The organism is Desulfofundulus salinus (assembly GCF_003627965.1).
GTDB classification, from domain to species: Bacteria; Bacillota; Desulfotomaculia; order Desulfotomaculales; family Desulfovirgulaceae; genus Desulfofundulus; species Desulfofundulus salinus.
The window spans coordinates 1,076,573-1,100,119 of sequence record NZ_RBWE01000001.1; the positions used below are offsets into that span (position 1 = coordinate 1,076,573).

At 56.1% G+C, this 23,547-nt stretch carries 21 protein-coding genes; 5 read left to right on the plus strand and 16 right to left on the minus strand.

The features are described 5' to 3' along the window. The first annotated feature begins 3 nt into the window (after window positions 1-3). The 4 genes from cobD (at window position 4) to thiM (ending at window position 4,796) form a co-directional block, all read left to right on the plus strand. Window positions 4-1,116 (plus strand): threonine-phosphate decarboxylase CobD, encoded by a 1,113-nt coding sequence (gene cobD / locus D7024_RS05590; RefSeq protein ID WP_243113705.1) that lies wholly within the window; start codon window positions 4-6, stop codon window positions 1,114-1,116. Between the two features lie 15 nt (window positions 1,117-1,131). Beyond that, window positions 1,132-1,755 carry an alpha-ribazole phosphatase gene (gene cobC / locus D7024_RS05595; protein WP_121450906.1) on the plus strand — a complete coding sequence of 208 codons (624 nt, stop codon included), beginning with the start codon at window positions 1,132-1,134 and terminating at the stop codon, window positions 1,753-1,755. A 2-nt stretch (window positions 1,756-1,757) separates the two neighbouring features. After that, the gene (locus D7024_RS05600; protein WP_121450907.1) at window positions 1,758-3,848 is read left to right on the plus strand and encodes a penicillin-binding transpeptidase domain-containing protein; all 2,091 of its coding nucleotides are present in this window, start codon (window positions 1,758-1,760) and stop codon (window positions 3,846-3,848) included. A gap of 144 nt (window positions 3,849-3,992) precedes the next feature. Then, window positions 3,993-4,796, plus strand: a complete 804-nt coding sequence (thiM, locus tag D7024_RS05605; protein ID WP_121450908.1) for a hydroxyethylthiazole kinase — start codon at window positions 3,993-3,995, stop codon at window positions 4,794-4,796. A 179-nt stretch (window positions 4,797-4,975) separates the two neighbouring features. On the opposite strand, the gene D7024_RS05610 is transcribed toward thiM, so the two are convergent. Beyond that, window positions 4,976-6,031, minus strand: a complete 1,056-nt coding sequence (locus D7024_RS05610; protein WP_121450909.1) for a GNAT family N-acetyltransferase — start codon at window positions 6,029-6,031, stop codon at window positions 4,976-4,978. Window positions 6,032-6,142: 111 nt separating this feature from the next. Between D7024_RS05610 and D7024_RS05615 the strand changes: the two genes are divergently transcribed. Further along, the gene (locus tag D7024_RS05615; RefSeq protein ID WP_121450910.1) at window positions 6,143-6,403 is read left to right on the plus strand and encodes a hypothetical protein; all 261 of its coding nucleotides are present in this window, start codon (window positions 6,143-6,145) and stop codon (window positions 6,401-6,403) included. Here the strand turns inward: D7024_RS05615 and D7024_RS14755 are convergent. The 15 genes from D7024_RS14755 to D7024_RS05680 all read right to left on the minus strand — a co-directional run bounded on the left by D7024_RS14755 (window position 6,393) and on the right by D7024_RS05680 (window position 23,521). Further along, window positions 6,393-6,554, minus strand: a complete 162-nt coding sequence (locus D7024_RS14755; protein WP_165859287.1) for a hypothetical protein — start codon at window positions 6,552-6,554, stop codon at window positions 6,393-6,395. The genes D7024_RS05615 and D7024_RS14755 overlap by 11 nt on opposite strands. A 72-nt stretch (window positions 6,555-6,626) precedes the next feature. Further along, a complete protein-coding gene (locus D7024_RS05620) occupies window positions 6,627-7,496 on the minus strand; it encodes a Gmad2 immunoglobulin-like domain-containing protein (RefSeq protein ID WP_243113706.1) in 870 nt (289 codons plus the stop codon). 237 nt (window positions 7,497-7,733) lie between these two features. Next, complete coding sequence (locus D7024_RS14760) at window positions 7,734-7,871, minus strand: hypothetical protein (protein ID WP_165859288.1); 138 nt, start codon at window positions 7,869-7,871, stop codon at window positions 7,734-7,736. Between the two features lie 115 nt (window positions 7,872-7,986). Next, window positions 7,987-10,257, minus strand: coding sequence for an FtsK/SpoIIIE family DNA translocase (locus D7024_RS05625; protein ID WP_121450911.1), 2,271 nt, complete (start codon window positions 10,255-10,257; stop codon window positions 7,987-7,989). Window positions 10,258-10,454: 197 nt separating this feature from the next. Next, window positions 10,455-10,742, minus strand: a complete 288-nt coding sequence (locus D7024_RS05630; RefSeq protein ID WP_121450912.1) for a hypothetical protein — start codon at window positions 10,740-10,742, stop codon at window positions 10,455-10,457. A gap of 121 nt (window positions 10,743-10,863) precedes the next feature. After that, on the minus strand, window positions 10,864-11,667 hold the full coding sequence (gene lgt, locus D7024_RS05635) for a prolipoprotein diacylglyceryl transferase (RefSeq protein WP_121450913.1): 804 nt from the start codon (window positions 11,665-11,667) through the stop codon (window positions 10,864-10,866). Window positions 11,668-11,773: 106 nt separating this feature from the next. After that, entirely contained in the window at window positions 11,774-11,998 is a 225-nt protein-coding gene (locus D7024_RS05640; RefSeq protein ID WP_341466949.1) for a hypothetical protein, read from the minus strand. Window positions 11,999-12,148: 150 nt separating this feature from the next. Beyond that, a complete protein-coding gene (locus tag D7024_RS05645; RefSeq protein WP_165859289.1) occupies window positions 12,149-13,222 on the minus strand; it encodes a Ger(x)C family spore germination protein in 1,074 nt (357 codons plus the stop codon). Next, window positions 13,215-14,315, minus strand: coding sequence for a GerAB/ArcD/ProY family transporter (locus D7024_RS05650; RefSeq protein ID WP_121450916.1), 1,101 nt, complete (start codon window positions 14,313-14,315; stop codon window positions 13,215-13,217). Before D7024_RS05650 ends, D7024_RS05645 begins: the two co-directional genes overlap by 8 nt. 13 nt (window positions 14,316-14,328) lie before the next feature. Further along, entirely contained in the window at window positions 14,329-15,951 is a 1,623-nt protein-coding gene (locus D7024_RS05655; protein ID WP_121450917.1) for a spore germination protein, read from the minus strand. Window positions 15,952-16,111: 160 nt separating this feature from the next. Then, window positions 16,112-16,414: a zinc-ribbon domain containing protein gene (locus D7024_RS05660; RefSeq protein ID WP_121450918.1), complete on the minus strand. Its 303-nt coding sequence runs from the start codon at window positions 16,412-16,414 to the stop codon at window positions 16,112-16,114. Window positions 16,415-16,611: 197 nt separating this feature from the next. After that, window positions 16,612-18,441: a hydantoinase B/oxoprolinase family protein gene (locus tag D7024_RS05665; protein WP_121450919.1), complete on the minus strand. Its 1,830-nt coding sequence runs from the start codon at window positions 18,439-18,441 to the stop codon at window positions 16,612-16,614. Beyond that, the gene (locus D7024_RS05670) at window positions 18,442-20,589 is read right to left on the minus strand and encodes a hydantoinase/oxoprolinase family protein (protein ID WP_121450920.1); all 2,148 of its coding nucleotides are present in this window, start codon (window positions 20,587-20,589) and stop codon (window positions 18,442-18,444) included. Between the two features lie 16 nt (window positions 20,590-20,605). Next, window positions 20,606-21,385 (minus strand): alpha/beta hydrolase, encoded by a 780-nt coding sequence (locus D7024_RS05675; RefSeq protein ID WP_243113827.1) that lies wholly within the window; start codon window positions 21,383-21,385, stop codon window positions 20,606-20,608. Between the two features lie 30 nt (window positions 21,386-21,415). Beyond that, window positions 21,416-23,521 carry an acetate--CoA ligase family protein gene (locus tag D7024_RS05680; RefSeq protein ID WP_121450922.1) on the minus strand — a complete coding sequence of 702 codons (2,106 nt, stop codon included), beginning with the start codon at window positions 23,519-23,521 and terminating at the stop codon, window positions 21,416-21,418. Window positions 23,522-23,547 lie beyond the last annotated feature (26 nt).

Here is a 23,547-nt window from a genome sequence, read left to right on the forward strand (position 1 = left end):
ATAATGGGCCTTGATGATAAAATAGAAAGGGATTACCAGTCCGTTCCTCCCCACGGCGGCAATCTGGTACGGGCGGCCATGGAATATGGGCTTGGGCCGCGGGATTTTCTGGATTTCAGTGCCAATATCAATCCCCTCGGTCCCTGCCCGTCAGTCCTGGAAGCCATTAAGGCCAACCTGTGGCAAATCTGCCATTACCCGGATCCCGATTGCCGGGAGTTAAAAAGTACCCTGGCGGGGCACCTTGGTGTGGATACCCGGTGCCTTCTGGTGGGGAACGGTGCTAGCGAGTTAATTTACCTGCTGGCCCGGGTTCTTTCCTTCCGCCGGGTGCTCATTCCAGCTCCGACCTTTAGCGAATATGCCCTGGCCGTAAAGGCGGCCGGGGGGGAAGTCAATTATATTTTTTTGGATCCGTCCCTGGGTTTTCCTTTCCCCCTGGAGGAAGTGTTAAGGCGACTGCCGGGGGTGGATGCTCTTTTTTTATGTAATCCCAATAACCCTACCGGGGGGCTTATTCCCCGCCGGGAACTGGAGGCTTTGCTGGAAGCGGCCGCCGCATATAAGGTTATGGTGATTGTTGATGAGGCTTTTATGGACTTTGTGGTAGATCCACAAAGTCATACTTTGCTTTCCTTGACCGGCCGGAACACAAGCTTAATCCTGCTTTATTCTTTAACCAAGATTCTGGCCATTCCCGGTTTGCGTCTGGGAGTGCTGGCGGCACAGCCCAACGTGGTTGAGGCCCTGGAGGGGGCGAGGGACCCCTGGAGCGTCAATGCTCTGGCCCAGGTGGCCGGAGTGGCCGGATTGCAAGAAAAAGAATATATTGAAGCTGCCCGGGATATGGTCGCCCGGGAGCGGGATTTTCTGTTCCGGGAGCTTTCCTCTCTGCCCGGCCTGCGTCCTTTCCCTGGGGCGGCCAATTTCTTGCTGGTGGATATAACTGGCACTAAATATGCGGCGGGGGAACTGGTCCGCCGGCTGGGATGCCGGGGCATCCTGGTGCGTAACTGTGCCAACTTTCCCGGCCTGTCGGAGGGATACATTCGAATTGCTGTAAGAAGGCGGGAGGAAAACCTGCGCCTTCTGGAAGCACTGCGCGAGGTGCTTTAGGGGAGAGAAATTATCATGAGCTGTCGCATTTATCTGGTCAGGCACGGCGAAACAATCTGGAACGCAGAGTTTAGATTTCAGGGTCACAGCGACATCGCCCTTTCCCCGCGCGGATTGGAACAGGCCCGGGCACTGGCCAGGCGTTTGCGCGGGGAAAATTTCAGTGCTTTTTACTCCAGCGACCTCCAGCGGGCATTGAACACGGCCCGCATTCTGGCGGAACCTCACGGCTTGCCCGTCATGGCCCTAAGGGCCCTGCGGGAAATTAATTTCGGTGCCTGGGAAGGACTGACGGTGGAGGAAATTAAAGCCCGCTACGCCCGGGAGCTGCAACAGTGGTGGCATGACCCTTTGTACACGCGCATTCCCGGGGGGGAAACCCTTGCGGAGGTGGTGGAGAGGGTGACGCGGGCGGTGCGGGAGATAGTGGAAAGACACCCCACCGGCCAGGTAGTGGTTGTCTGCCATGGAGGCTGTATTCGTACGCTGGTGGGTACGGTTTTAGGAATGGATTTGAATCAATACTGGCGCCTGGGAGTGAATAATGCCTGCCTTTCTATCCTTGAGTTTTCTTCCTGGGAGAAGGGGATCTTGACCCTCTTTAACGATTGCAGTCACCTGGAGAAGGGGGCACTGTAGAAGTGGCTCCTCCTAAAACTTCCTTTTCCCGACGCCTGGGCATTCTCCTCCTGATAGTGCTGCTGGCCTTTAGCTACCTGATCGCACGCCTGTTCCTGGTTCAGATAGTATGGGGAGGGCAATTGCGCCAGGAAGCAACCGAGATTCGTACCAGGGACATTATCCTGCAACCTAACCGGGGCAACATCTACGACCGCCATCGTAACCTCCTGGTTACCAGCGTTCCTGCTTATTCCATTTATGCCCATCCTGATCAGATAAAGGATCCTGGGAGCACAGCGGATAAGGTTGCGGCCATTTTGGGTATCCGGCGGGACGAAGTGTATAAAAAACTGGCCGGCCGGGGGCCATTTGTCTGGCTGGAACACGGGGTGGAATTCGACCGGGCCAGGAAGCTGCAGGGAATCAGCGGCCTTGGTTTTATCGAGTCCAGTACCCGTTTTTACAAGCAGGGTAACCTCGCCGCGGCCCTGCTGGGCTTTGTGGGGGATGATAACCAGGGCCTTAATGGCCTGGAGAAAAGTTATGACGCGGAATTGCGGGGGACGCCGGGAAAAATGGTGCTGGAAATTGACGCCCAGGGTCGGCAGATCCCCCAGAGCGAGGTAGTGGTACAGCCTTCGGAAGCGGGAAACAACCTGGTACTTACCCTGGATCAGACCATCCAGTACTATGTGGAGCGGGAACTGGACAGGATTATTTCTGCTTACCAGCCGAAGTGGGCGGCCATTCTGGTTATGGACCCCCAAACGGGAGAGATTCTGGCCATGGGCAGCCGGCCCACCTTTGACCCCTCCCGGTGGCAGAAGTTCCCCCGGGAAGTTTGGGAAAAGAATCCGGTCACCCTCTATACCTATGAACCCGGCTCAACCTTCAAGATGATTACCGCGGCGGCAGCCCTGGAGGAGGGTGTGGTGCGGCCCACAGACTGGTTTAATGATCCGGGTTATGCCGTGGTTAATGGGCGGCGCATTTACTGCTGGGATCGCCAGGGGCACGGGCTGCAGTCTTTTGGCCAGGCCGTGGGAAATTCCTGTAACCCGGTTTTCGTCCAGGTAGGGTTAAAACTGGGCAAGGAGAGGTTTTATAAATATGTCCGGGGTTTTGGTTTTGGAACCCCCACGGGCATTGATTTGCCCGGCGAGGAATCGGGAGTGGTATTGCCTGAACAAAGGGCATCGGAGCTGGACGTAGCTACTATGACCATCGGACAATCCATTGCGGTTACGCCCATCCAGCTTTTAACTGCCGTTTCTGCCATAGCCAACGGTGGTTATCTCATGCAGCCCCATGTAGTCAGGGCTGTGGAGGATGCGTCGGGAAAAACTATCCGTGAAATACCTCCCCGGGTGATCCGGCAGGTTATCTCCAGGGATACCGCCCGGCAACTTGCCGGGTTATTAGAAAAGGTGGTTCTTGAAGGAACCGGTAAGCGGGCCCTGGTGGAAGGCTACAGGGTAGCGGGGAAAACAGGTACCGCCCAGGTACCTGGTCCGGGCGGTTATATGGAGGGGAAGTATGTGGCCTCCTTTGCCGGTTTCGCCCCTGCCGATAATCCCCGCATTGCCGCCCTGGTGGTGGTTGGTGAACCCCGGGGGCAGGAATATCATGGGGGTGAGGTGGCCGCTCCGGCCTTTGGCGCCGTAGTTCGGGATACTTTGCGCTACCTGGGGGTCCCTGAAGACCCCGGCCGGAAGAGCCAGCATGCTCCCCAGGAGCAGGGTGATCTGGTTGTCGTACCCAATGTGGTCGGCTTTCCGGTGGCCGACGCCAGCTGGCTACTGCAGGAGCGGGGATTGCGGCCCTGGTCTCCCGGAAAAACCGGCCTGGTGACCGGCCAGGAGCCGCCGGCGGGCAAACGCGTTCCCCCGGGCACTACGGTGAGTTTAAAAATTGCTACCGGCCAGCCTCCGGAACAGCTGGTTGTTCCCGACCTGTCCGGGCTTACGGTAAAAAAGGCGGGCTCAATCCTGGAGGAGTTGGGCTTAAGATTCAAAGCCTCGGGCAGCGGTGTGGCCGTCCGGCAACGTCCGGAAGCGGGCAGCCGCGTGGCTCCGGGAACCACGGTTCTCGTGGAATTCGAACCTCCCTAAGTAATTACATCCCCTGCAGGAATTTTCAATTTGGTGGCGAAAAAATCCACAAGTCTTCCCTATAGAACTGCCCGGTAAAAACTTACCGGGTAGGTTTTTTAATAATTGATTAAACATTAACAGGTATTCCGGAGGGATAACGCTGTGAACTGGGGAAAACAGGTAATTGCTTTGCGGCAAAAGGTGCTCAAGGAGCGCCCGTTAATACACCATATCACCAATTTAGTTGTGACCAATCTGACTGCCAACGTTACCCTGGCCGTTGGGGCTTCACCGGTGATGGCTTATGCCCGGGAAGAAGTGGCTGATATGTCTCGCTTAGCCCGGGCCGTGGTGTTAAATATGGGGACGCTCACGGCAGATGAAGTGGAAGCAATGCTGCTGGCTGGCCAGGCGGCCAATGCAGCCGGTATTCCTGTTATTTTCGATCCTGTAGGGGCGGGGGCTACGCCTTTTCGCACAGCGACTGCGCAGAGGATTATCAGGGAATTACATATCGACATTTTACGCGGCAACGCTTCGGAAATAGCTGCCGTCAGTGGTTTCGGCGGGCAGACTAAAGGTGTGGATGCGGGAGAAATTTCCGTACCCGCCGGTCAAATGGCCAGGCAGGTAGCGCGGGATTTGAGCACCGTGGTTGTGGTAACGGGAGCCACCGATTACATCAGCGACGGAGAGCGATTGATTGCGGTGGACAACGGACATGCCATGCTCACTGCAGTGACAGGTACGGGCTGCTCTGCCACCAGTGTCATTGCTGCTTTCCGGGCGGTGGAAGCTGACGGCGTAGCGGCCGGTGCGGCAGCCCTCGCCTATTACGGCCTGGCCGCAGAGCATGCTGCTGCCACCAGCCGCGGGCCGGCGAGCTTTCAGGTCGCCCTGCTGGATGCCCTGTATAATTTGGAAGGGGAAGAACTGGCCCGGGGTGTAAAAATACGGGAACTGTAACTGTGTAATCCAGCTCCATTGTTTCTCTTCTGGTTGTCTGTCGCCGATAAGACAAAAAAATAGTCGCTGGGATGACAGAAAAAAAAGTCAGCTTATGTCACAATATAGAAAGCACGCATGAAAAACCATATACCTCCTTCTTCCCGTTTCCCACTTCTAACCAGTGGGAACTTTTTTTCTCAGGGGATGTTCCGCTGGTATACCCGGTAACGTCTCACCGGTGGATGCGGGGTTATCCTTTTCACCATTTTCAGTACCACTGTGTTATCCTCGTGGATCTGGGACATTTCTATCCGGCTGCGGGGTGGCAGGGCGGCATAACAGGTTTCCAGGAGCAGGGCATCTATTCCCCTGTGCCGGAATTCAGGGACCACAGCCAAAAGGGCCAGTCTAAAGGCAGGTTTTCCTTCCGGCCCTTCCGGTTGGGGTATGCAGAAGCAAATTCCCGCCGGGTGGTGGTCTACCCGGGCCAGCAGAAGCAAGCGGGGATCCGCCACCCTTTGGTAGTGAGTTAAAATGGCTAAGACTTCGGTGCGGGTCAGGGGAATATAGCCCCAGTTCTGTTCCATGGAGCGGTTCAGGATATAATGTACCGCTTCCACCTCCCGGTTTAAGGGCAAACCAGGATTTAAAGGACGTACAACCGTTCCCGCGTAACGCCTGGCCCGGCAGGCTGCCCGTTTTATTCCCTCCGGTAAAGCTTCTTTAGCCAGCCATTCAAAGGCCAGCAGATCTGCCAGTTTTTGATATCCGCAGTTTTCGAAAAGTTCCCGGTAATAGGGGGGATTGTGAGGAAGGACGAAGGCCGGGGGAGCGGAAAAACCATCAATTAAAACGCCCACCCGCTGGTTGGTGTTTACCATTGCGGGACCGATCATTCTCTGGCATTTCTCTTCCCGGAGCCATTTCCCTGCCGCTTCCAGTAGAGCCCGGGTTATTTGTTCATCCCGGACTGCTTCAAAAGCACCAAAAAAGCCCGTGTTTTCTTCCCGGCAGTGTTCATCCACTGCACAGGCTACCCGACCCACGGGTATGTCGTCTTGCAGGGCCAAAAAAAGGGCCAGGCGAACATGCCGTAGCGCCGGGTTGGCCCGGGGGTCCAACAGGAGAACCGTTTCCCGCCGGTTGACCAGGGCTACCTGGCTATCCCGGCCGTAAATCAATTCCGCCAACCCGAGGAAGGAAGAAAATTGTGCCCTGTTTTGGACACGAACCACTCTCAATGACACTTGCAATTCCCGCCCTCCTTTTTCTTTTCAGGATATGCCGGGGCGGGTAAAAAGGAGAAGGAAATTCCGGGGAAAGGGGGAATCTAAGTAACTATAGATGGAAAAGAGGTGGAGTCAGTGTCCTTCCGTAATTTGCCCGGCCCTTCAAAGCTTGCCCTGGCCATTCTCGCCTGGGCGCTGATTCTGTGGGTTTTTACCCTCGGTTATCCCGCTTTTGCCCCGGTAGCCCGGTTTATTTTTGGAGTCCTGGTGCTACCCTGCGCTTTGGCGGAATGGTTAAAGATGAAAAAAATGGTGGCCGGCAGGGCGGTAAGTGTCCTGCGTCTGACGCTTATTGCTTTTGCCGTGCTCCTCTGGCTGATTAATATTAGAACTTGATGAAATTTCCGGCTATAAGGCCCAGCCCGAAAGCAACGACACTGCTGGTTAAAACCCAGAGCAACTCCCTTTTTACCCGTTTCCTGAGGTGTTCTATGGATTCCCCCTGGGCTGTTTCAACGGTACCGGGTTTGTTTTTTTCTTTGGTCATCTTGCCACCTCGCTTTCTTTCTTGTTTAGCCCTTTATCTATCCTCAAGGTACCATTTACCCGCAAGGATACTTTACGGCCAGCGCACGGGTATGGTTACCTTGTTTTCGACGCTGCCGTCCCTGGCGCTGATCGAGTACACTTCCAGGATACCTTTCCCGTCCTGCGGGGGTTTAAAGTTCAGCCGCATTTCAAAGTCTCCCCGCCCGGGAGCACCCCTGGTGGCGGTGGTATGTGCGCTGACTAAAACGTTGCCCTGGCTGTCCAGTAGCCTGGCGTTGACAGTTCCTTCGAAAACTCTGGCGCTGCCTTTGACCAGCAGCGGCACACCTATTACCTGATCCGGTGTGGGGTGGGTGACCCAAATGGCCGGCTCGTAAACCCTGGACAAATCCCTGCGGAAGGGCTGATCATATAACCCCACATGGCCCCACCAGTCCCGGGTGCGCTCATCTACCTTGCCTTCCACCTGGAACGATACCTGGCGGATTTCCGGGAACTCGGTTAAAGTGTTGACCACGCTTTGGATGCCCAGGGCTTCCCCTTCGGCACCTGCACTGGGGTGTTCCAGTACCTCCCTGGAGAAGTTAACTGTAGCCAGACCGTCCTTTACCGTTACACCCAGGACTTTGGTGTCGGGGGGGAAAATACGCATGGCTCCCGGGGTAGAGGGCTCACCGGAAATTAATTCCCGTACAGCTGCCAGGACCGGATCTTTCGTCGGGGTTATCTGGTGGACTTCCCGCACCAAATAGCTTTCCTGGCCCGTAGATTTTACATAATACACGGCCAGGAATAGGGACTGGGGCGGGGTGGGGTCCGGCGAATGATTTGCCGGTGCCGGTTGCCTGGACCAGGTACAGCTGGATGCAAACAGCAACAGAATGAAAAAGCTTAAAACCAGAACCGGGACTTTTCGCATGGATTTCCTGATTACTTGCACCTGTCATACCCCACTTCCTGTCATTGCTGCCTTTATCTAAGTATACCACTGAAACTTATGCTTTGTCACCCGCAATCCTGCCTGGCTGCGCATTCCGGGTGAGCAAACGGGTGGAATAGAAAAAACAGCCTGTCCTTCCCCGGCTATCTAAAATGATAAAAAATGATAAAACGGCCGGAGTTCCCCTCGCTAACATACACGGGATACAACGGCCGCTTCCTGATGCTTTATTATTGTTTAATGACTGTGATGCCCGCTGGCTTTTTCTTCAACCTTTTCCATTATCCGACTGATTGGCCCGGCAAATATAGCCGCCAAAACGCCCACGCCAAGAATTATAGCCATACCTGCATAAAATGCCGTCCAGTCAACCATAAAATCCCGCCCCCTTATGTTTTCTTCCAACCTCTATGGCGTTTTTACCGCGTTTTCCACTGTCGTGCTCAGGTTTTTACCGTTACTAAAAATGTATCACCGGCAGCATTAGAAGTCAACCAGTGCGACCGAACATTTGTTGATATTGCTCCATGGTCATTAAAATGGCCCGGGGCTTGCTGCCCTCAAATTTGCCCACGATGCCCCGCCGCTCCATAATGTCGATCAACCGGGCAGCCCGGGCATAACCAATATGCAGCCTTCTTTGGAGCATGGAAATGGACGCATTGCCGTTTTCAATAAGTATTTTTACTGCCTGGGGAAGCAGTTCATCTTCTTCCTCCACCCTTGCCTCTTCCTCTTCCACCGGCGGTTCTTCCATTACCCGCTGGTCATATACCGGTTGAGCCTGTTCTCTCAGGAAGGACGTAAGGTTTTCCACCTCCTCATCCGACAGGTAGGCTCCCTGCACGCGCATGGGTTTCGGTGCGCCTACCGGGAAGAAAAGCATGTCTCCTTTGCCCAGCAGTTTTTCTGCCCCTCCCATATCCAGGATGGTCCGGGAATCCATCTGGGAGGAGACGGCAAAGGAAATGCGGGAGGGAATATTGGCCTTGATTAAGCCGGTGATCACGTCCACCGAGGGACGCTGGGTGGCTACAACCAGGTGGAGCCCCGCCGCCCGGGCCATTTGGGCCAGCCGGCAAATGGAATCCTCCACGTCGGCCGGGGCGACCATCATCAGGTCGGCCAGCTCATCAATAATGATCACCACAAAGGGCAAGGGGCCTTCCGGCTGTGTCGTTGTGGCCGTTGCAGTTTCGTCTGGGGGTGGGGCGGCATCTGTTGCCGGGTTTTCCCCGGCCGTCCGGAATAGATCATTGTAACGTTTAATATCCCTTACCCCCGTGCGGGCAAAAAGCTCATAACGCCGCTCCATTTCCTTTACCGCCCAGCGTAAAACCCCGGCTGCCTTTTTGGCGTCGGTAACCACCGGAGACACCAGGTGGGGAATGCCGTTGTAAGTAGTTAATTCCACCATCTTGGGATCGATCATTAAAAATTTAACTTCATCGGGAGTAGCCTTGAATAGAATACTGGCAATTAACGTGTTAATGCACACACTTTTTCCCGAACCGGTAGCGCCGGCTACCAGCAGGTGGGGCATTTTACCCAGGTCCGCGATCACTGGGGCTCCGGCAATATCACGGCCTAAAACTACGGTAAGGCGGGAGGGGCTTTCCATGAACTCCCTGCTTTCCAGCAATTCCCGCAGCTGCACGGTGGCTATTTCCCGGTTGGGCACCTCGATGCCCACGGCTGCCTTGCCCGGGATGGGCGCTTCAATGCGCACACCGGGAGCTGCCATGGCCAGGGCGATGTCGTCGGCCAGGCCCACAATGCGGCTGACCTTAATGCCTGCCGGGGGCTGGATTTCATACCGGGTTATGGCCGGCCCCACGGATACCTGGGTCACCCGGGCTTGAATGTTAAAACTGGCCAGGGTTTCTTCAAGAATTTGTTTTTTTTCGGCAATCTCCCGCTCTAAAATTGAATTATCCCGGGGCCTGGGTTTAGCCAGGAGACCGGTGGGGGGCAGCCGGTAGGGGCGGCCATCGGCCAGGGCGCAAGGGGCTACCTCCGTCTCCATTAATTCCATTCCGTCTTGCTCCCTGGCGTTTTGCTTGCGCCGTTCCTTTTGCTGCCGGCGGTTTTTGGTGCTCTCTTCCTGTGTTTCCGTCTCCCCGGCCAGGGCATCTGGTTGCGGCAGGGGAAGGTTGTCCTTTTTTTCGGGAAGGGCAGGGGGACTGGTTTGTTTCCGGGTGCCCGCTTCTTCCACCTCTTCAAAGAAAAAGTCGGTCAAGCGCTTCCCCAGGCGCTGCGCCGTGCTGCGCACGGCTTGATCTGTAATGCCCAGAAACCTGGCCAGGGATTGGCCGGTGAGCAGGACAATGCCGGTTATGGTGAGAAAGGCCAGCAGGATATAGCTTCCGGCAACACCAAAACACAGATACAGTAAATAGCTGAAGGCGGCTCCCACCAACCCGCCGCCCTGCCCCTGCCAGGCGGCGCGAAAGAACTGGTCCGGCGGTATAAATAAGTGCAAAAAGGTGAGGGTGCTGATCAGCAATATTACCAGGCCCCAGGCACGGGGGGTTATCCCGTTAACCTTTCGTTCGCGCATAACTTTTATGCCGAAAAAAAACAGGACTACGGGCAGCAGGTAACGGCCGCTTCCGGCGGTAACCGTCAAACCCCGGGCAAGAAAGTGTCCTACCGTTCCTGCCGCCGGGGTAAATAAGCTGGCCATGCCGAGCAGTGCCAGGGTTATGATGGCCAGCCCGTAAAGCTCAAATTTAAGCTCCTCCAACCATGGTTTGGCCACAAGTTCCCCTCCTTGCAAGTTAAAGCGACCGGGCGTGACAAAAGGTGCCCATTCTCACCATATCTTGAGCTTACCATAAAGTGGACAAAGAGGCAAGTTTGCCTTGGTAAGCAGGGTTAGAGGCCTTAGAATAATAAAACGCAGCAATGCCTGGCAGGCTGGGCTGCGTCTAGAAAATTTCGTTTTTAAATTAAAGATTAGGCCGGTTTGCGAACTATTGTGCCGTCAGACTGCAACAGGGAACTGGCCACGGCCGGTCCATAAAAAATACGTGCCTGGAAGTACTCGCTGATACGGTCGGGGTCTATTTGGGGGTTCCTTTTAATATGGGCTGCCAGTTCCCGGGCTACATGTTCGCCTATGGATATGTAATAGCCCCTGGGAAATTCCGTGCGCAACTGGCCTGTGCCGCTGATACGGGAAACCTTCAGACCGGCGCTTCGCAAGGTTTTGGCAGCCTCCTCAATGGTAAGATCGTGTGTCATAAATTCAACCTCCGCATGTAGTCCTTGCGGCCAGTATATAGCACCATTGTTAAAGTTGAAATGTGTAGCGGGTTAATTTTTTGTTAAAAATCCTCAAAAGGTGGTGTCCGCCTTTGTTCCTTTACTTAGAACGGGTACTTTGTTTGGAGCTTCGGGGGATATTGGTCCTGGTTTTTGCCCGCCCGTACCATATTCCCGTCACAGCCAGCCCGATCAGGAGCAGGCTGACCAGCTGAGCCACCCGGATGGGTCCCAGCATCAGGCTGTCGGTGCGCAAACCTTCGATAAAGAAGCGTCCTAACGAGTACAGGGCTAGGTATAAAAGGGCTACCTCTCCGGTGAAACGCTTCCTGGGCCAGTACCACATCAGGAAGGCAAAGACTGCCAGATTCCACAGCGATTCATACAAAAAGGTGGGGTGGTAATACTGGCCATCGATAAACATTTGCCGGCGAATAAAGTCCGGAAAGTAAGCCATAAACTCCGGGGATACGGGACCTCCGTGGGCTTCCTGGTTGATGAAGTTGCCCCAGCGACCGATGGCCTGGCCCAGGATGACGCTGGGTGCCATAATGTCGGCCAGCAACGGGACGGATAGTTTATGCCGGCGGGCATACCACACCCCCGCCAGGGTGCCCCCGAGCAGGCCGCCGTGGATGGCAAGCCCGCCGTGCCAGATGGCCAGGGCTTCCAGGGGGTTGTGCTGGTAACTGGACCACTCAAAAATAACGTAATACAGGCGGGCACCAATGATGGCTGCCGGGATAATCAATGTAACCATATTTAAGATGTGATTGGGATCCATCCTGTTTTGCTGCGCCCGGCGCAAGGCTAAAAAAATGCCGGTTAAAAAGGCCGTGGCCATAATGATGCCGTACCAGCGTATCTGCAACGGGCCGATCTGGATGGCTACGGGATCGATCATTGAATCACCTCGTTTGCAAATGTATCAAAATAAACATTAGCGGTCAAGTAAATATTAAAAACATGGATTATACTGCCGGTAACGTTAAACACCAGTACCATACAACCTATTTTAATAATTCCGACACTGGTTTAAACAGGGCCTCGATAGCTTTCGTCGGATTTGGTAACTGTACCCCCAGCACCTGGGGAATGCTTAGGGCCATACCGATGGACAGGTACAGCCAGAAGGCTGCCAGTTCCCGCCACATCTTCTTTTTGACCAGGCCCGGCACTTCGAAAAGGATAATGCCGATGAACAATGCGATGAGCAGGGCGATCACGTTTCCCATCCTCCCTGAAATTTGAGTTTTTAACCGTAGTTACTCTTCCGGCGTACTGGCCCGTCTGGTCAGCAGGCCGATTTCCCTGATATAGGCTTCCACGGCAATGTTAACCTCCGCCCGGGCGAATTCCTCGTCCCATCGGTCTTTCAATTCACGTCATTCTTTTTTGTACTTCCGGTGGAAAGCGTCGCCAAAGCCGAAGATGTCCACGCCGTACTCCCACTGGGCTTTCTCCAGAGCGGCTGCTGCTCTCTTCTTGACCTCCTCGGCCATTTCGCTTTCCAGGGCTTTGATCTTTTCAGGCTTGGCCAGATCCTCGAGGCTTTGCTGTTCCACCATATCCCCTTCCACTCTTACCAGCACGTCAAGCCGCAGGTGTTTCCCGTCGTATTCCGGTCTGACCTTCGTACTTCCCCGCCGAATCTGGATGGAGACCTCTTTATCCGGCTCACCTGGGCTGGGGACAGTGATTACTCCCTTCACAGCCTCACCCTTCAGCCAGAGCAGTCCCCTGGTTTCGTAAGCGTCCAGCCACCCGATTAGCCTGTCCTCCTTAAATACCGCCACCCCGGAAATTTCCACCTGTTTATGCGCTGGGGACTTCTTATCCTGGCCCTGCTCCGGGGTAATCCCTGCTTCTTTTTCTTCAACCGCGGTGACCACCGGCTGTACCCCTTTACTGGCCAGCATTTCAGCAAATTCCCTGACCTGAACGGATTTACCGGTTCTCATCCTGTGCAGAAAGCCGGCGGCCTGCGCCGAGGTTTTTTCCAGATTAGAATAGGTTTCCAGCAAGTCTTTTGCTTCTCCTTTAGCCACCATCACCCACATATTTTCCCGGGGTTGCCCGTTGCGCTGAAAAAAGTTTGTAACCATACGTGTTCCCTTTTTGGCCATTTCTTCCCCGAGGATCAGGATAATGCTATGGCCCCAGTAGATTTCACGAGGGACCTTCATGGCCAGGTATCTTTCGGCCTCCTCAACGGTTTTGCCTTCCGCGGAAACCACCCAGCTGGCAGGCTCTCTTGCCCTGCTCCCCGCTTCACCGCCGCCGTAAAAAGCACCGGGCCTGGCGATCTGTACGGTCAGCCGGATCCGGCCGTCCGCCGTCCAGTCAACTCCTGTTCCCAGCACGATGGCTATCTCGGTTATTTCCTTGCGGCTCCAGCAGCCGCCCGTAAGGCCGGTTAGAAGTATCAGCAAGAGGAGGACGGCAATCTTTTTAACCAACACTTTTTCCTCCCTTTCCCCTGGCCAGAGCAACAATCAGCAATACCAGTGGCATCCCCACCTCAAAGACGCTTAAGGCGTAGGGTGGCCAAACCGCAGCCAGAAAATCAAGCAGCTCTACGATGTTCTTGCAGAGGACCGCCAAGGCCGCCAGGATCACCCCCACCGGTGCCACCAGGGGCCGGTAATCCTTTAGCCCCAGCCACTGGGCGCTGCCCAGAACGGCGGCATAGTAAAATACTCCGACTTTTGCGAACCCTCCAAACATCCACACCGCCACAATAATAGTATCCAGCCGTTCCAGAAAATTGGCGATGGAAACCGCCCGGACTGCGTTGTATGTGGGAAAAATCCAGTGGCCCGTGACATTGGGGCCAAAAATCGTTATTGCCACCAATATGCTTACTAAAAGGAAGAAGCCGGTAAACAAAGTGGCCAGCGCGGCCACCCGATGGGCTTCCTTTGGCTTGTTAAGAAAAGGAATGATCATGGCAAAGGCAACAATTTCCCCCAGCCAGCTCGCGGGTGTGGCGGCCCCTTTTAGAATAGCGATAGCACCCTTATCAAAAACCGGCAGCAGCCTGGCCACCTTCATCTCTTTGGTGGCTAAAATGAAAACGACAAGCAGCAATCCCAGGACAAGGGGCAGGAACAGCTGGTTGAAGCGGCTTAAAACCTCCAGTCCGTTGCGGATCGCGTAGGCCGCCACAGCAATCCCCACAATGAAAAAAACAATGACCGGGGTATCGGGCATTTGAGCGGTACACAGAAAAGCTCCAAACTCATCCATGATCAAGGCATTTGTGTGCAGGAACCACCAGATATACATAAGACCGACAATCTTCCCCGGCACCTTGCCTAGAATTTCCTCCGCGTATTCAAACAGGGTTTTTCCCGGGAAACGGAGGCTCAAGCTCACTACCAGCCGGGCGATCAGCAGTCCTGCCATTGTGGCGACGATGATTGATAGCCAGGCATCCTGTCTGGCGTGCTTCACGGTAATGGCAGGAACGGTGAGGATGGCCGTGGGGAGAACCAGGCTGATCATCAACAAAATGGCCTGTTTGCTATCAATTTTGCCCTGTTCCAGCATATAATCAGCTCCATTATCTCTTCGGCCGGGTTTCCGGAGGGGTTGGTTTTAAACCCTGTTCCTGCCTTTTTTGATCTTGCCTCGCGATCAACCGGGGGCGGGAAAACATGGACCACAACGGTGCCCGGAAGGCCACGTCCTTCAGGTCGACGCCGGTGGTGGGGACTACCGGAGACAGGTAGGGAACCCCGAAGGAGCGCAGTGTGCACAGGTGGATACCGATGATCGCCAGCCCGCTGATCAATCCGAATAAGCCCAGGGTGGCCGATAATAACATCATGGTGAACCGCAAGAGGCGAAAGGCAATACTGGCGCTGTAAAAAAAAGTAAAGGAGGCAATGCCGGTAAAGGCTACAACGATGACGGTAGCGGCGGCCACCAGGCCGGCCCGCACGGCGGCCTCCCCGATGACCAGGGCGCCCACGATGCTTACCGCCTGGCCTATGGGTCGCGGCAGGCGGATCCCGGCTTCCCTTAAGATTTCAAAAGTAATTTCCATGACCACCACCTCAATGAAGACCGGGAAAGGGACCGCCTCCCGCTGCGCGGCGACACTCAGCAAAAGCGTAGTGGGGAGCAGCTCATGATGAAAGCTGACCACGGCAATATACAGCGCAGGCAGCGTAAGCGATATGATCATGGAAAGAAACCGGATTAGCCGCACGGCCGAGGCGAATAGGAACCGCTCGTAATAGTCCTCGGAGGCGTGGAGATATTCGATGAACAGGTTGGGTACGGTCAGGGCAAAGGGGGTGCCGTCCACCAGAATGGCCACCCGCCCTTCCAGCAACATCGCCGCCACCTTATCCGGCTTTTCGGTATGGTTAACCGTGGGAAAAGGGCTCAAGGGATTGTCCTCGATCAGTTCCTCGATGTAGCCACTTTCCAGAACGGCATCAACCTTAATTCTCTCCAGCCGGCTTTTCACTTCTGCCACCAGCTTTTCGTTGGCGATGCCTTCAATATAAGCTATGGCCACATCGGTGTTGGTAACCTCGCCAAGCCTTAAGATTTCGATTTTCAAGTTGGGGCTTTTTATTCTCCGCCGGATGAGCGATGTATTGACCCTTAAGGTCTCGACAAAAGACTCCCGCGATCCCCGCACCGTCGGCTCTGCTTCCGGGTCGGTAATGCTACGCCCTTCCCAGCCCCTGGCCCCGTTGATGATGGCGGAGGTGTGCCCGTCAACCAGCAAAACGGTATCCCCCGACAGAATGGCGTGGATGATATCCTGTAGCTTATCGGTTTCCTTGATCTGGTGTATGCACAGACCCCGCTGTTTGATGAATTCCAGTGCCCGGGCTTTTGTAATCTCCTGGCCGGGCACGGCCATAGCCACTTCCAGGGCCAGCGCCCGCATGATCTGGTCACTGACCTGCCCTTTGTCTGCCAGACCGTCCGTATAGATCAGGGCTAGCCTGATCTGCTCATTCTGGACAAAAACAAACTCCCGGTAAATTACGTCGCTGCATTTATCCAGGATGGCTTTAATCTGCTTCAGGTTAGTTTCCAGGTGCGGGGTCAAAACCTGGTTCTTCCAGGACACGTTGCCAGGGCTGTCTTCCTGGGCTTGATTGACAGGATGTTTGGCCCGGTCCAGGAATCTTGCTCTCAACGGCTTAATGAATCTGGCCATGGATGCACCTGCTTGTCCTAAAAATGGAGTAATTACCCTGTTATAGTATTATTTACTAAAAAAGTACAATTATGCAGTTGCTCATTTTCACATTGCCGTGTGCTCAAAAAAAAACCTACCTGTGATGTACAGGTAGGGTAATGGTCTACGTGTTAAAAAACTAGCGGAAGCTTGCCCGGCGGTTAACCGCCATGCATTCCCGGCAGTAAACCGGCTTGCGGCCGGTAGGTTTAAAGGGCACCTGGGTGGGTGCACCGCAGGTGGAGCAGAAGGTATCGTACATCTGCCGCTCCATTCCCCCGGCGTTACCGTTGCTGCGCTGCTTGCGCCGGCGGCGGCAGTCCCGGCAGCGGGTGGGGTCATTCAGCAGGCCTTTCTCGGCGTAAAAGGCCTGTTCTCCGGCGGTAAAGATGAAATCGGCGCCGCAATCACGGCAGGTAAGCACTCTGTCCTCGTAAGACACAAATACTCCTCTCCTTTCAGGGACTTACTGGTTCAGGGGCCCAAACACAAACTACCCGCTCCCTCATCCAGGAGAAGAGTATTTGCCGGTAACCACCAACCAGTTTGATTCCATAAAATTATATCATAACGGTTCTTTGCTGTCCATAGGGGGGCAGTCCAAAATAGCCCGGCGAAGCGTGCTGACTTAGTATGTTTTCATTGCCCCTTGTGGCGCAATTCTTTCCGCTGCCTGACGGTGGCCTCATGGTCTACCTCAAGATCCGCGGTGAATACGACCCCATACACTTCTTTTGCCGCCCGGCGGCTGACCAGCCCTTCCAGCACATCCTGCCGCACCTGCTCCGGATTCCGTTCCAGGGGGTGACCGTAACCACCCCCGCCGGCGGTTTGCAGTATAATGGTGGTTCCCGCCGGTACCCGGCAGGTAAATTTTCCCTCTTTGAATTCCTGTTTCCCGTTCGTTTCTGTTCCCACTGTTGCTGCCACTGGCAGCCGTCCGGTAGAGCCCCCGTCCAGGCCCGAGCCTGCAAAGGTGGGGTTTGCCTGCCAGACCACCCTGGCCATCGCCCTCTGTCCCGGCAGACCGCCCGCCAGGCCCCAGGGGGGCGATTTTGCCCGTTCAGTGCTTACCGCTACTGTGGCTTCTCCCCTTAAGACGGTGATTTCCCGCACCATGCCCAGGCCGCCCCGGTGTTTTCCGGCCCCACCCGAATCGGGAACCAGGGCGTAGCGCTCCACCCTTAGCGGGTAAGACTGCTCGATTACTTCCACCGGCGTGTTGCGGGTGTTGGTCATGTGCACGTGCACCCCGTCCATCCCGTCCTGGTTGTGTTTTGCTCCCTGGCCGCCGCCGCATGTTTCCACGCAGGAATAGTAGGTGCCGGTGGTGGGGTCGACGCCGCCTGCGGTAAAATTGCTCATGCTTCCTGTTCCCGCTGCCGTTACCCTCTCCGGCACCGCCCGGGCCAGGGCACCCAGGAGCACGTCGGCAATGCGCTGGGCAGTATTAATGCTGGCGTGGGCTACCGGGGCGGGGAAGACGGGATTTACCAGACTGCCTTCGGGTGTAACTACCTCCACAGCCCGGTTGAGGCCATCACTGGAAGGCAAATCGGGGTCCACCACTGCCTTTACTACATAGTAGACACAGGCCAGGGTTACCCCCCTGGTGGCATTAACCGGCCCTTTTACCTGGGGGTGGGTACCGCTGAAGTCTACCGTAAGCCCTTTATCGTGCCGGGTAACGGCTACCCGGATATTGATAGGTTTTTCTTCCAGGCCGTCTCCTTCCAGGAAGTCTTCAAACTCATAGGTCCCCGGGGGTATTATTTCTAAGGCAGCGAGGAGCCGCCAGTGGGTGTAGCTGATGATTTGTTCCATATGCTGCTTCAATGCATTTGCCCCGTAGCGCTCCGCCAGCTCCACAAGCCTTTTTATCCCCCGGTCGTTGGCCGTAAGCTGAGCCTGGATATCACCATGAAACTCCCTGGTGGTCCGCAGGTTGTGGGACACCAGCTTTAAAAGCTCCTGGTTGATCTTGCCCCGCCTGCGGATTTTAACCGGCGGTATACGGATGCCCTCCTGGAAAATTTCCGTGGCCAGGGTGGACATGCTGCCCGGGACTGCACCGCCCACATCCACATGGTGGGCTAGATTGGCCACCAGGGCCAGGGGCCTGTTCCGGTAAAAGACGGGGCTAATCACGCAGATGTCGGGCAGGTGGGAGCCGCTGATGTAAGGGTCGTTTATGATGACCGCATCGCCGTCCTCAAGCTTCGCCAGGGGATATTCCCGTAACACTGCCTGCACCACCGCAGGCATGAGGCCGAGATGAAGGGGAATGTGTTCCGCCTGGGCCACCAGCCGGCCGTCGGCGGTGTAGATGGCGGTGGAACAGTCGCGGCGGTCCTTGATATTGGGGGAAAGGGCCATTCTGGTAAGGATGGCGCCCATTTCCTCGGCCACCGATTGCAGGGCGTGGCGGGTTACTTCCAGTTGTACGGGGTCTATATCTAATTGGGACATCTATCTTCCCCCCACATGGATGATGAGATTGCCCCACTGGTCTACCCGTACGGACGTTCCGGGCCATACCAGGGTGGTGGTGTCGGATTGCTCAATTACCGCCGGTCCCTTCAGGCTCATCTCCGGTTCCAGATCGTTGCGGCGATAAACCGGTGTGGGTAAGAAGCGGTCATCAAAGTACACCGGCCGCTCTTCCAGCGGTTCGGGCATCAACCTTGAACCCTTCTTTTTTACGGGGGTGGAAACGGCGGGGCGGGTCAGGTTTCCCAGGGCCACCAGCCGCAGGTTGACCACCTCTAAAGGGGCTTCCTCACGGCAAAAACCGTATTCCTGCCGGTGAAGCAGGTGAAAGTTGCGCCGTAAAATGGCCAGGTCTTCCGGAGCCAGTTGACCGGCGGGCAATGGGAGGGTCAGGGTATAGGACTGGCCCCTGTAGCGTAAATCTGCCTGGCGGGTGATAATGATCTCCGAGGGGGAAAATCCCTCCTGTTCCAGCTCACGGCGGCCTTTTTCTTCGAGAGGCTTGTAAAGGTCTACCAGTTTGCCGGGCTCCGTGTCGTTTAAAGGCAACAGTGCCGTGCGTACGTAATCACGGCGCACGTCGGCATAGAGCATCCCCAGGGCGGAGGTAACCCCGGGGTAGCGGGGGATGAGCACGTAGGGAATATTCAGCTCCCGGGCCAGTTCCACGGCGTGCAGGGGCCCGGCCCCGCCGAAAGCGACCAGGGTGAAATCCCGGGGGTCATGGCCCCGCTGGACTGAAACAACCCGTATGGCCCGGGCCATGGCGGCATTTACCACCCGGATCATGCCTGCCGCGGCTTCTTCAACGGTAAGTTTTAAAGGACGGGCAATTTTTCCCTCCAGGTATTTTCTGGCCAGCCGGAGCTGCAAAGTAAGCGCGGGATTTAAACTCCGGTTGGGGTTGATGCGTCCCAGCACCAGGTTGGCGTCGGTAACCGTAGGCTCCGTTCCTCCCAGGCCGTAGCAGGCCGGGCCGGGATCGGCCCCGGCGCTGGCGGGTCCCACCCGCAGGGCTCCACCGCCGTCCACCCAGCCAATGCTGCCCCCGCCCGCCCCGATGGTGTGAATATCCAGCATGGGCAGGCTCAACGGGTAACCGCCAATGGTGCCCTCCGTGGTGTGGCGCAGCTGCTCTCCCTTAATCAGGCAGATATCCATGCTGGTGCCGCCCATATCGGCGGTGATTACATTGGGGCGGCCGGTCTGGCGGGCCAGGAACAGCCCGGCTAAAGCCCCGCCGGCGGGACCGGAAAGAACGGTGCGGGCGCTTTCCCGCATGGCCTGGTCGGCCGTAAGCATACCGCCGCTGGACTGCATGATGAACAAACCGGGTGGCCGTCTGCCTTGCCTCCCCGGGCCGGTGATGCCCTTTAAACCTTCCTTCAGACGGGCTACATAATCGGCTATCCGGGGCTGAACGAGGGCGTTAATGGCGGTGGTACTGGTGCGTTCGTATTCCCGGAATTCAGGCAGGATATCGGAAGAAAGGGTCACCCGGGCGGCGGGGTAAACACGGGCAATAATTTCCCGCACCCGCTCTTCGTGCCGGGGGTTGGCGTAGGAGTGCAGGAAGCTTACGGCAATAGAAAATACCCCGGCCCGGCGGATTTCTTCCACAATGGCCTCCACTTCCCCTTCGTCCAGCGGAATGTATACCTGGCCGCCCGCCATGACCCGTTCCGTTACCTCGAAGGTTAAGCGGCGGGGAACAAGGGGGCGGGGTTTTACCGCCCAGAAATCGTAAAGGGCCGGCCGGTTCTGCCTCCCGATGAGCAAAATGTCCTTAAAGCCCCGGGTAACCAGCAGGGCCACCGGTACGCCCTTGCCTTCCAGGAGGGCGTTGGTGGCCACGGTGGTGCTGTGAAGGAGCAATTTTAATCCTGCCGGGTCCAACCCGGCCGCAGCTGCCGCCCCGGCCAGGCCGTCCAGTACGGCCCGGTCCGGATCAGGGGTGGTGGGTACCTTGGAGATAAATACTTCGCCGGTATCTTCCCGGAGCAGGCAGATATCGGTGAATGTGCCCCCCGTATCCACGGCGGCCCGGTAGGTGGGGCTCGTTTCCACGCCGGCCTGGTTTTCCGGGGAGGGGCTTTTCTTTCCCGTAAGCACTCTCTTTCCTAACATTTTCACACTCCTTGCATCAGGGGACCGGCTTTTTAAAATACCTGTCCAGCCAGGTAAACAGGGTTTCCCAGACCTGATGATGATGTTTCGCAAACTGGTGATCCCCTTCTTCAATCCAGACCAGTTCCCTGGGTTCCCCGGCTGCGTTAAAAATGAGCCGGGCGTCTTCGGGCGGAACGACGTCGTCTCTGGTGCCGTGGATGACTAAAAGGGGCCGGGGGGAAAGGCGCGCTGCATCTCCTGGAACATCATAGAGCTTCAGGTCCTGGAAAAAAGCTTTCTTCAAGTAGATGATGCCGTCTTCTCCTGCAATGGCCACCATTTCTTCCGGGCCGTCAATGGGCTCGTCGGTAAATGAGGCAAAAAGATCCAGTAATCTGGCCGGTGCAGCCCAGGTGCACACCCCGGCCACCCTGGGATCCCGGGCTCCCTGGCAGATAACCGTGGAACCGCCGAAACTGCGCCCCACGGTAACAATCCGTTTATACCCCTGTTTGAGCACCCAGTCCACGGTGCAGGTAAGGTCGTCGATCTGTCCCGAGAGGGTAATGTCCGCGAAGTTTCCCTCGCTTTCACCATTACCGGCAAAATCAAAGACCAGGGTAGACCAGCCACGCCGGCCCAGTTCGGCACCCAGCTCCAGGGCCCGTCCACCCCCTTCTTTGCTGCCCGTGAAGCCGTGGCAGTGAATGACAATATCACCTGTTTCCTCCGGCGTGCCGTATAACAGACCGGCCAGGGTTAACCCCCGGGAGTTCCGAAAAGCAACCTTTTTCCAGATATTATTATCGGCCATGATCACCTGTTCCTTTCTACTCCTTTCTATTTATCCTATGGTTATGCGGGCGTCCACGGCCACCGCGCCCTGCGGGCCAACTAAAAGGGGGTTGATGTCCATTTCCATAATTTCGGGCCACCGGGTGACCATCTGGCTGAGGCGCAGGAGGCATTCCACCAGGGCGTCGATGTCTGCCGGGGGTTGTCCCCGGTACCCCTGGAGCAACCGGTAGGATCTGGTTTCCCTGATCATGTCCAGGGCCTCTTCCCGGTTTATTGGTGCGACGGCAAAGGAAACGTCCCGGAACAGCTCCGTATAAATTCCCCCCAGGCCAAAGACCAGAACCGGTCCAAAGGAGGGATCGCGCTTGCAGCCCAGGAGTACCTCCACTCCACCGGGCCTGTAGGGCTGGATGAGCACTCCCTTGATGGTGGCGTGGGGTGCCCGGGCAGAAACGCTGGCTAACATTTCGGAATAGGCTTTTTCCACCGCCCGGGCATCGGTCAAATTAACTCTCACTCCACCCACGTCCGATTTATGGGAGATCTGCGGGCTGACAATTTTCATTACCACCGGGTAGCCCAGGGCTCCGGCTATTTTTACGGCATCCCCGGCACTTTGCGCCACCCGGGAGGGAAGCACCGGAATGCCGGCCGCCTGCAGAATTTCCAGGGCGGTTTCGTTTATGGTTTTGAGCCCTTCCTGCCTGGCTGTTTCAAGGATAGCCTCGATGCGCTCCCCATGGATGCCGGAAAAGACCGGTGGGGATAAGGAAGTGCGGCTTTTAACTTCGTGCAGGTAGCGGTATAAAGCTGCCAGAGAAGCCATGGCCCGCTCCGGGGATGGATAGACCACCACCCGGTTTTCTTTTTCCAACCTGGCCGCCAGTTCCGGGCGGTAACCGCCAAAAATCCACAGGGCCAGGGGTTTTTCCGGGTACCGGGAAGCCATCCGGTTGATCGTGGGGGAAATGTCCAGGCGCGGGTCTTCTTCGGGATCCAGGTAAGCCGGACTGATCACCAGAACCGCATCCACGCCCGGATCGTCCAATATTGTATCCAGGGCCAGTTCCAGGATGTCCAGGTATCCCCTGGCCATACCCGCCGGCCAGATGTCCGCCGGGTTATTTACTTCCATCCAGCCGGGGAAAACGGCTGCCAGCTTTTGCCGGGTTTTTTCGCTGAACTGAGCCACTTCCAGGTCGCAGGCACTGCAGGCATCCACGGCCATGATGCCCGCCCCTCCGCTGATGGTCACCACGGCCACCCGCTGCCCGGGCATGGAAGAATAAGTGAGGAAGGTTTTGTTCAAGTAGCGCATTTCCTCTACGTCCCGTACCCTGATGATGCCGCATTGTTTAAAAGCGGCGCTAAAGACGTGATCCTCCCCGGCTAAAGAGCCGCTGTGGGAACTGGCGGCCCGGGCACCCGCTTCGCTGCAGCCGGTTTTCAGACAAAGCACCGGTTTTACCCTGCTTACCCGGCGGGCCACTTCCATGAACCGGCGCCCGTCCTGAATCCCTTCCATGTGCAGGTTGATGACCTTCACCTGGGGCTGTTGTCCCAGGTAGGCCAGGCTTTCGGTAAAACTTACATCGGCCGCATTACCGATGTCCACTCCCAAACCAATGCCCGCGGTAAAGTCAGCCGCACCCAGCAAAAAGATACCCGACTGGCAAATCATGGCCGTATCGGCCTTTTGCCGCAGGAAACCAATGAAAGAAGTGTTCAGGTTTTCATAAAGGTTTACGACACCGATGGTATTGGGTCCGACAATGCGTGTTCCATTATCCCGTACTGTTTCCAACAATTCCTGTTGCATTTGTTTTCCCCATTCATCGGCGTCGGCAAAACCCTGGGTAATTATGATTATGGCTTTAATGCCTTTGGCCGTACATTCCCTGACCACATCCGGTACAGCCGTGCGGGGGGTGGAGATTACGGCCAGGTCGGGTGTTTCGGGGATTTCGCTGACCGTGCGGTAAACCGGCAGGCCTAATATGGTCCCTCCCCTGGGGTTAACGGGATAAATGCGCCCCCGGTAGCCGCCGGCCTGCACCTGCTCCAGTATGTTAAAGGCCTGCAGGCCCGTTTTGGTAGAAACGCCGATGAGAGCTACAGATCGGGGGTGAAAGAAGGGAATGAGGCTTTCCATAATTTATAAAATTCCTCCTTTGTCCG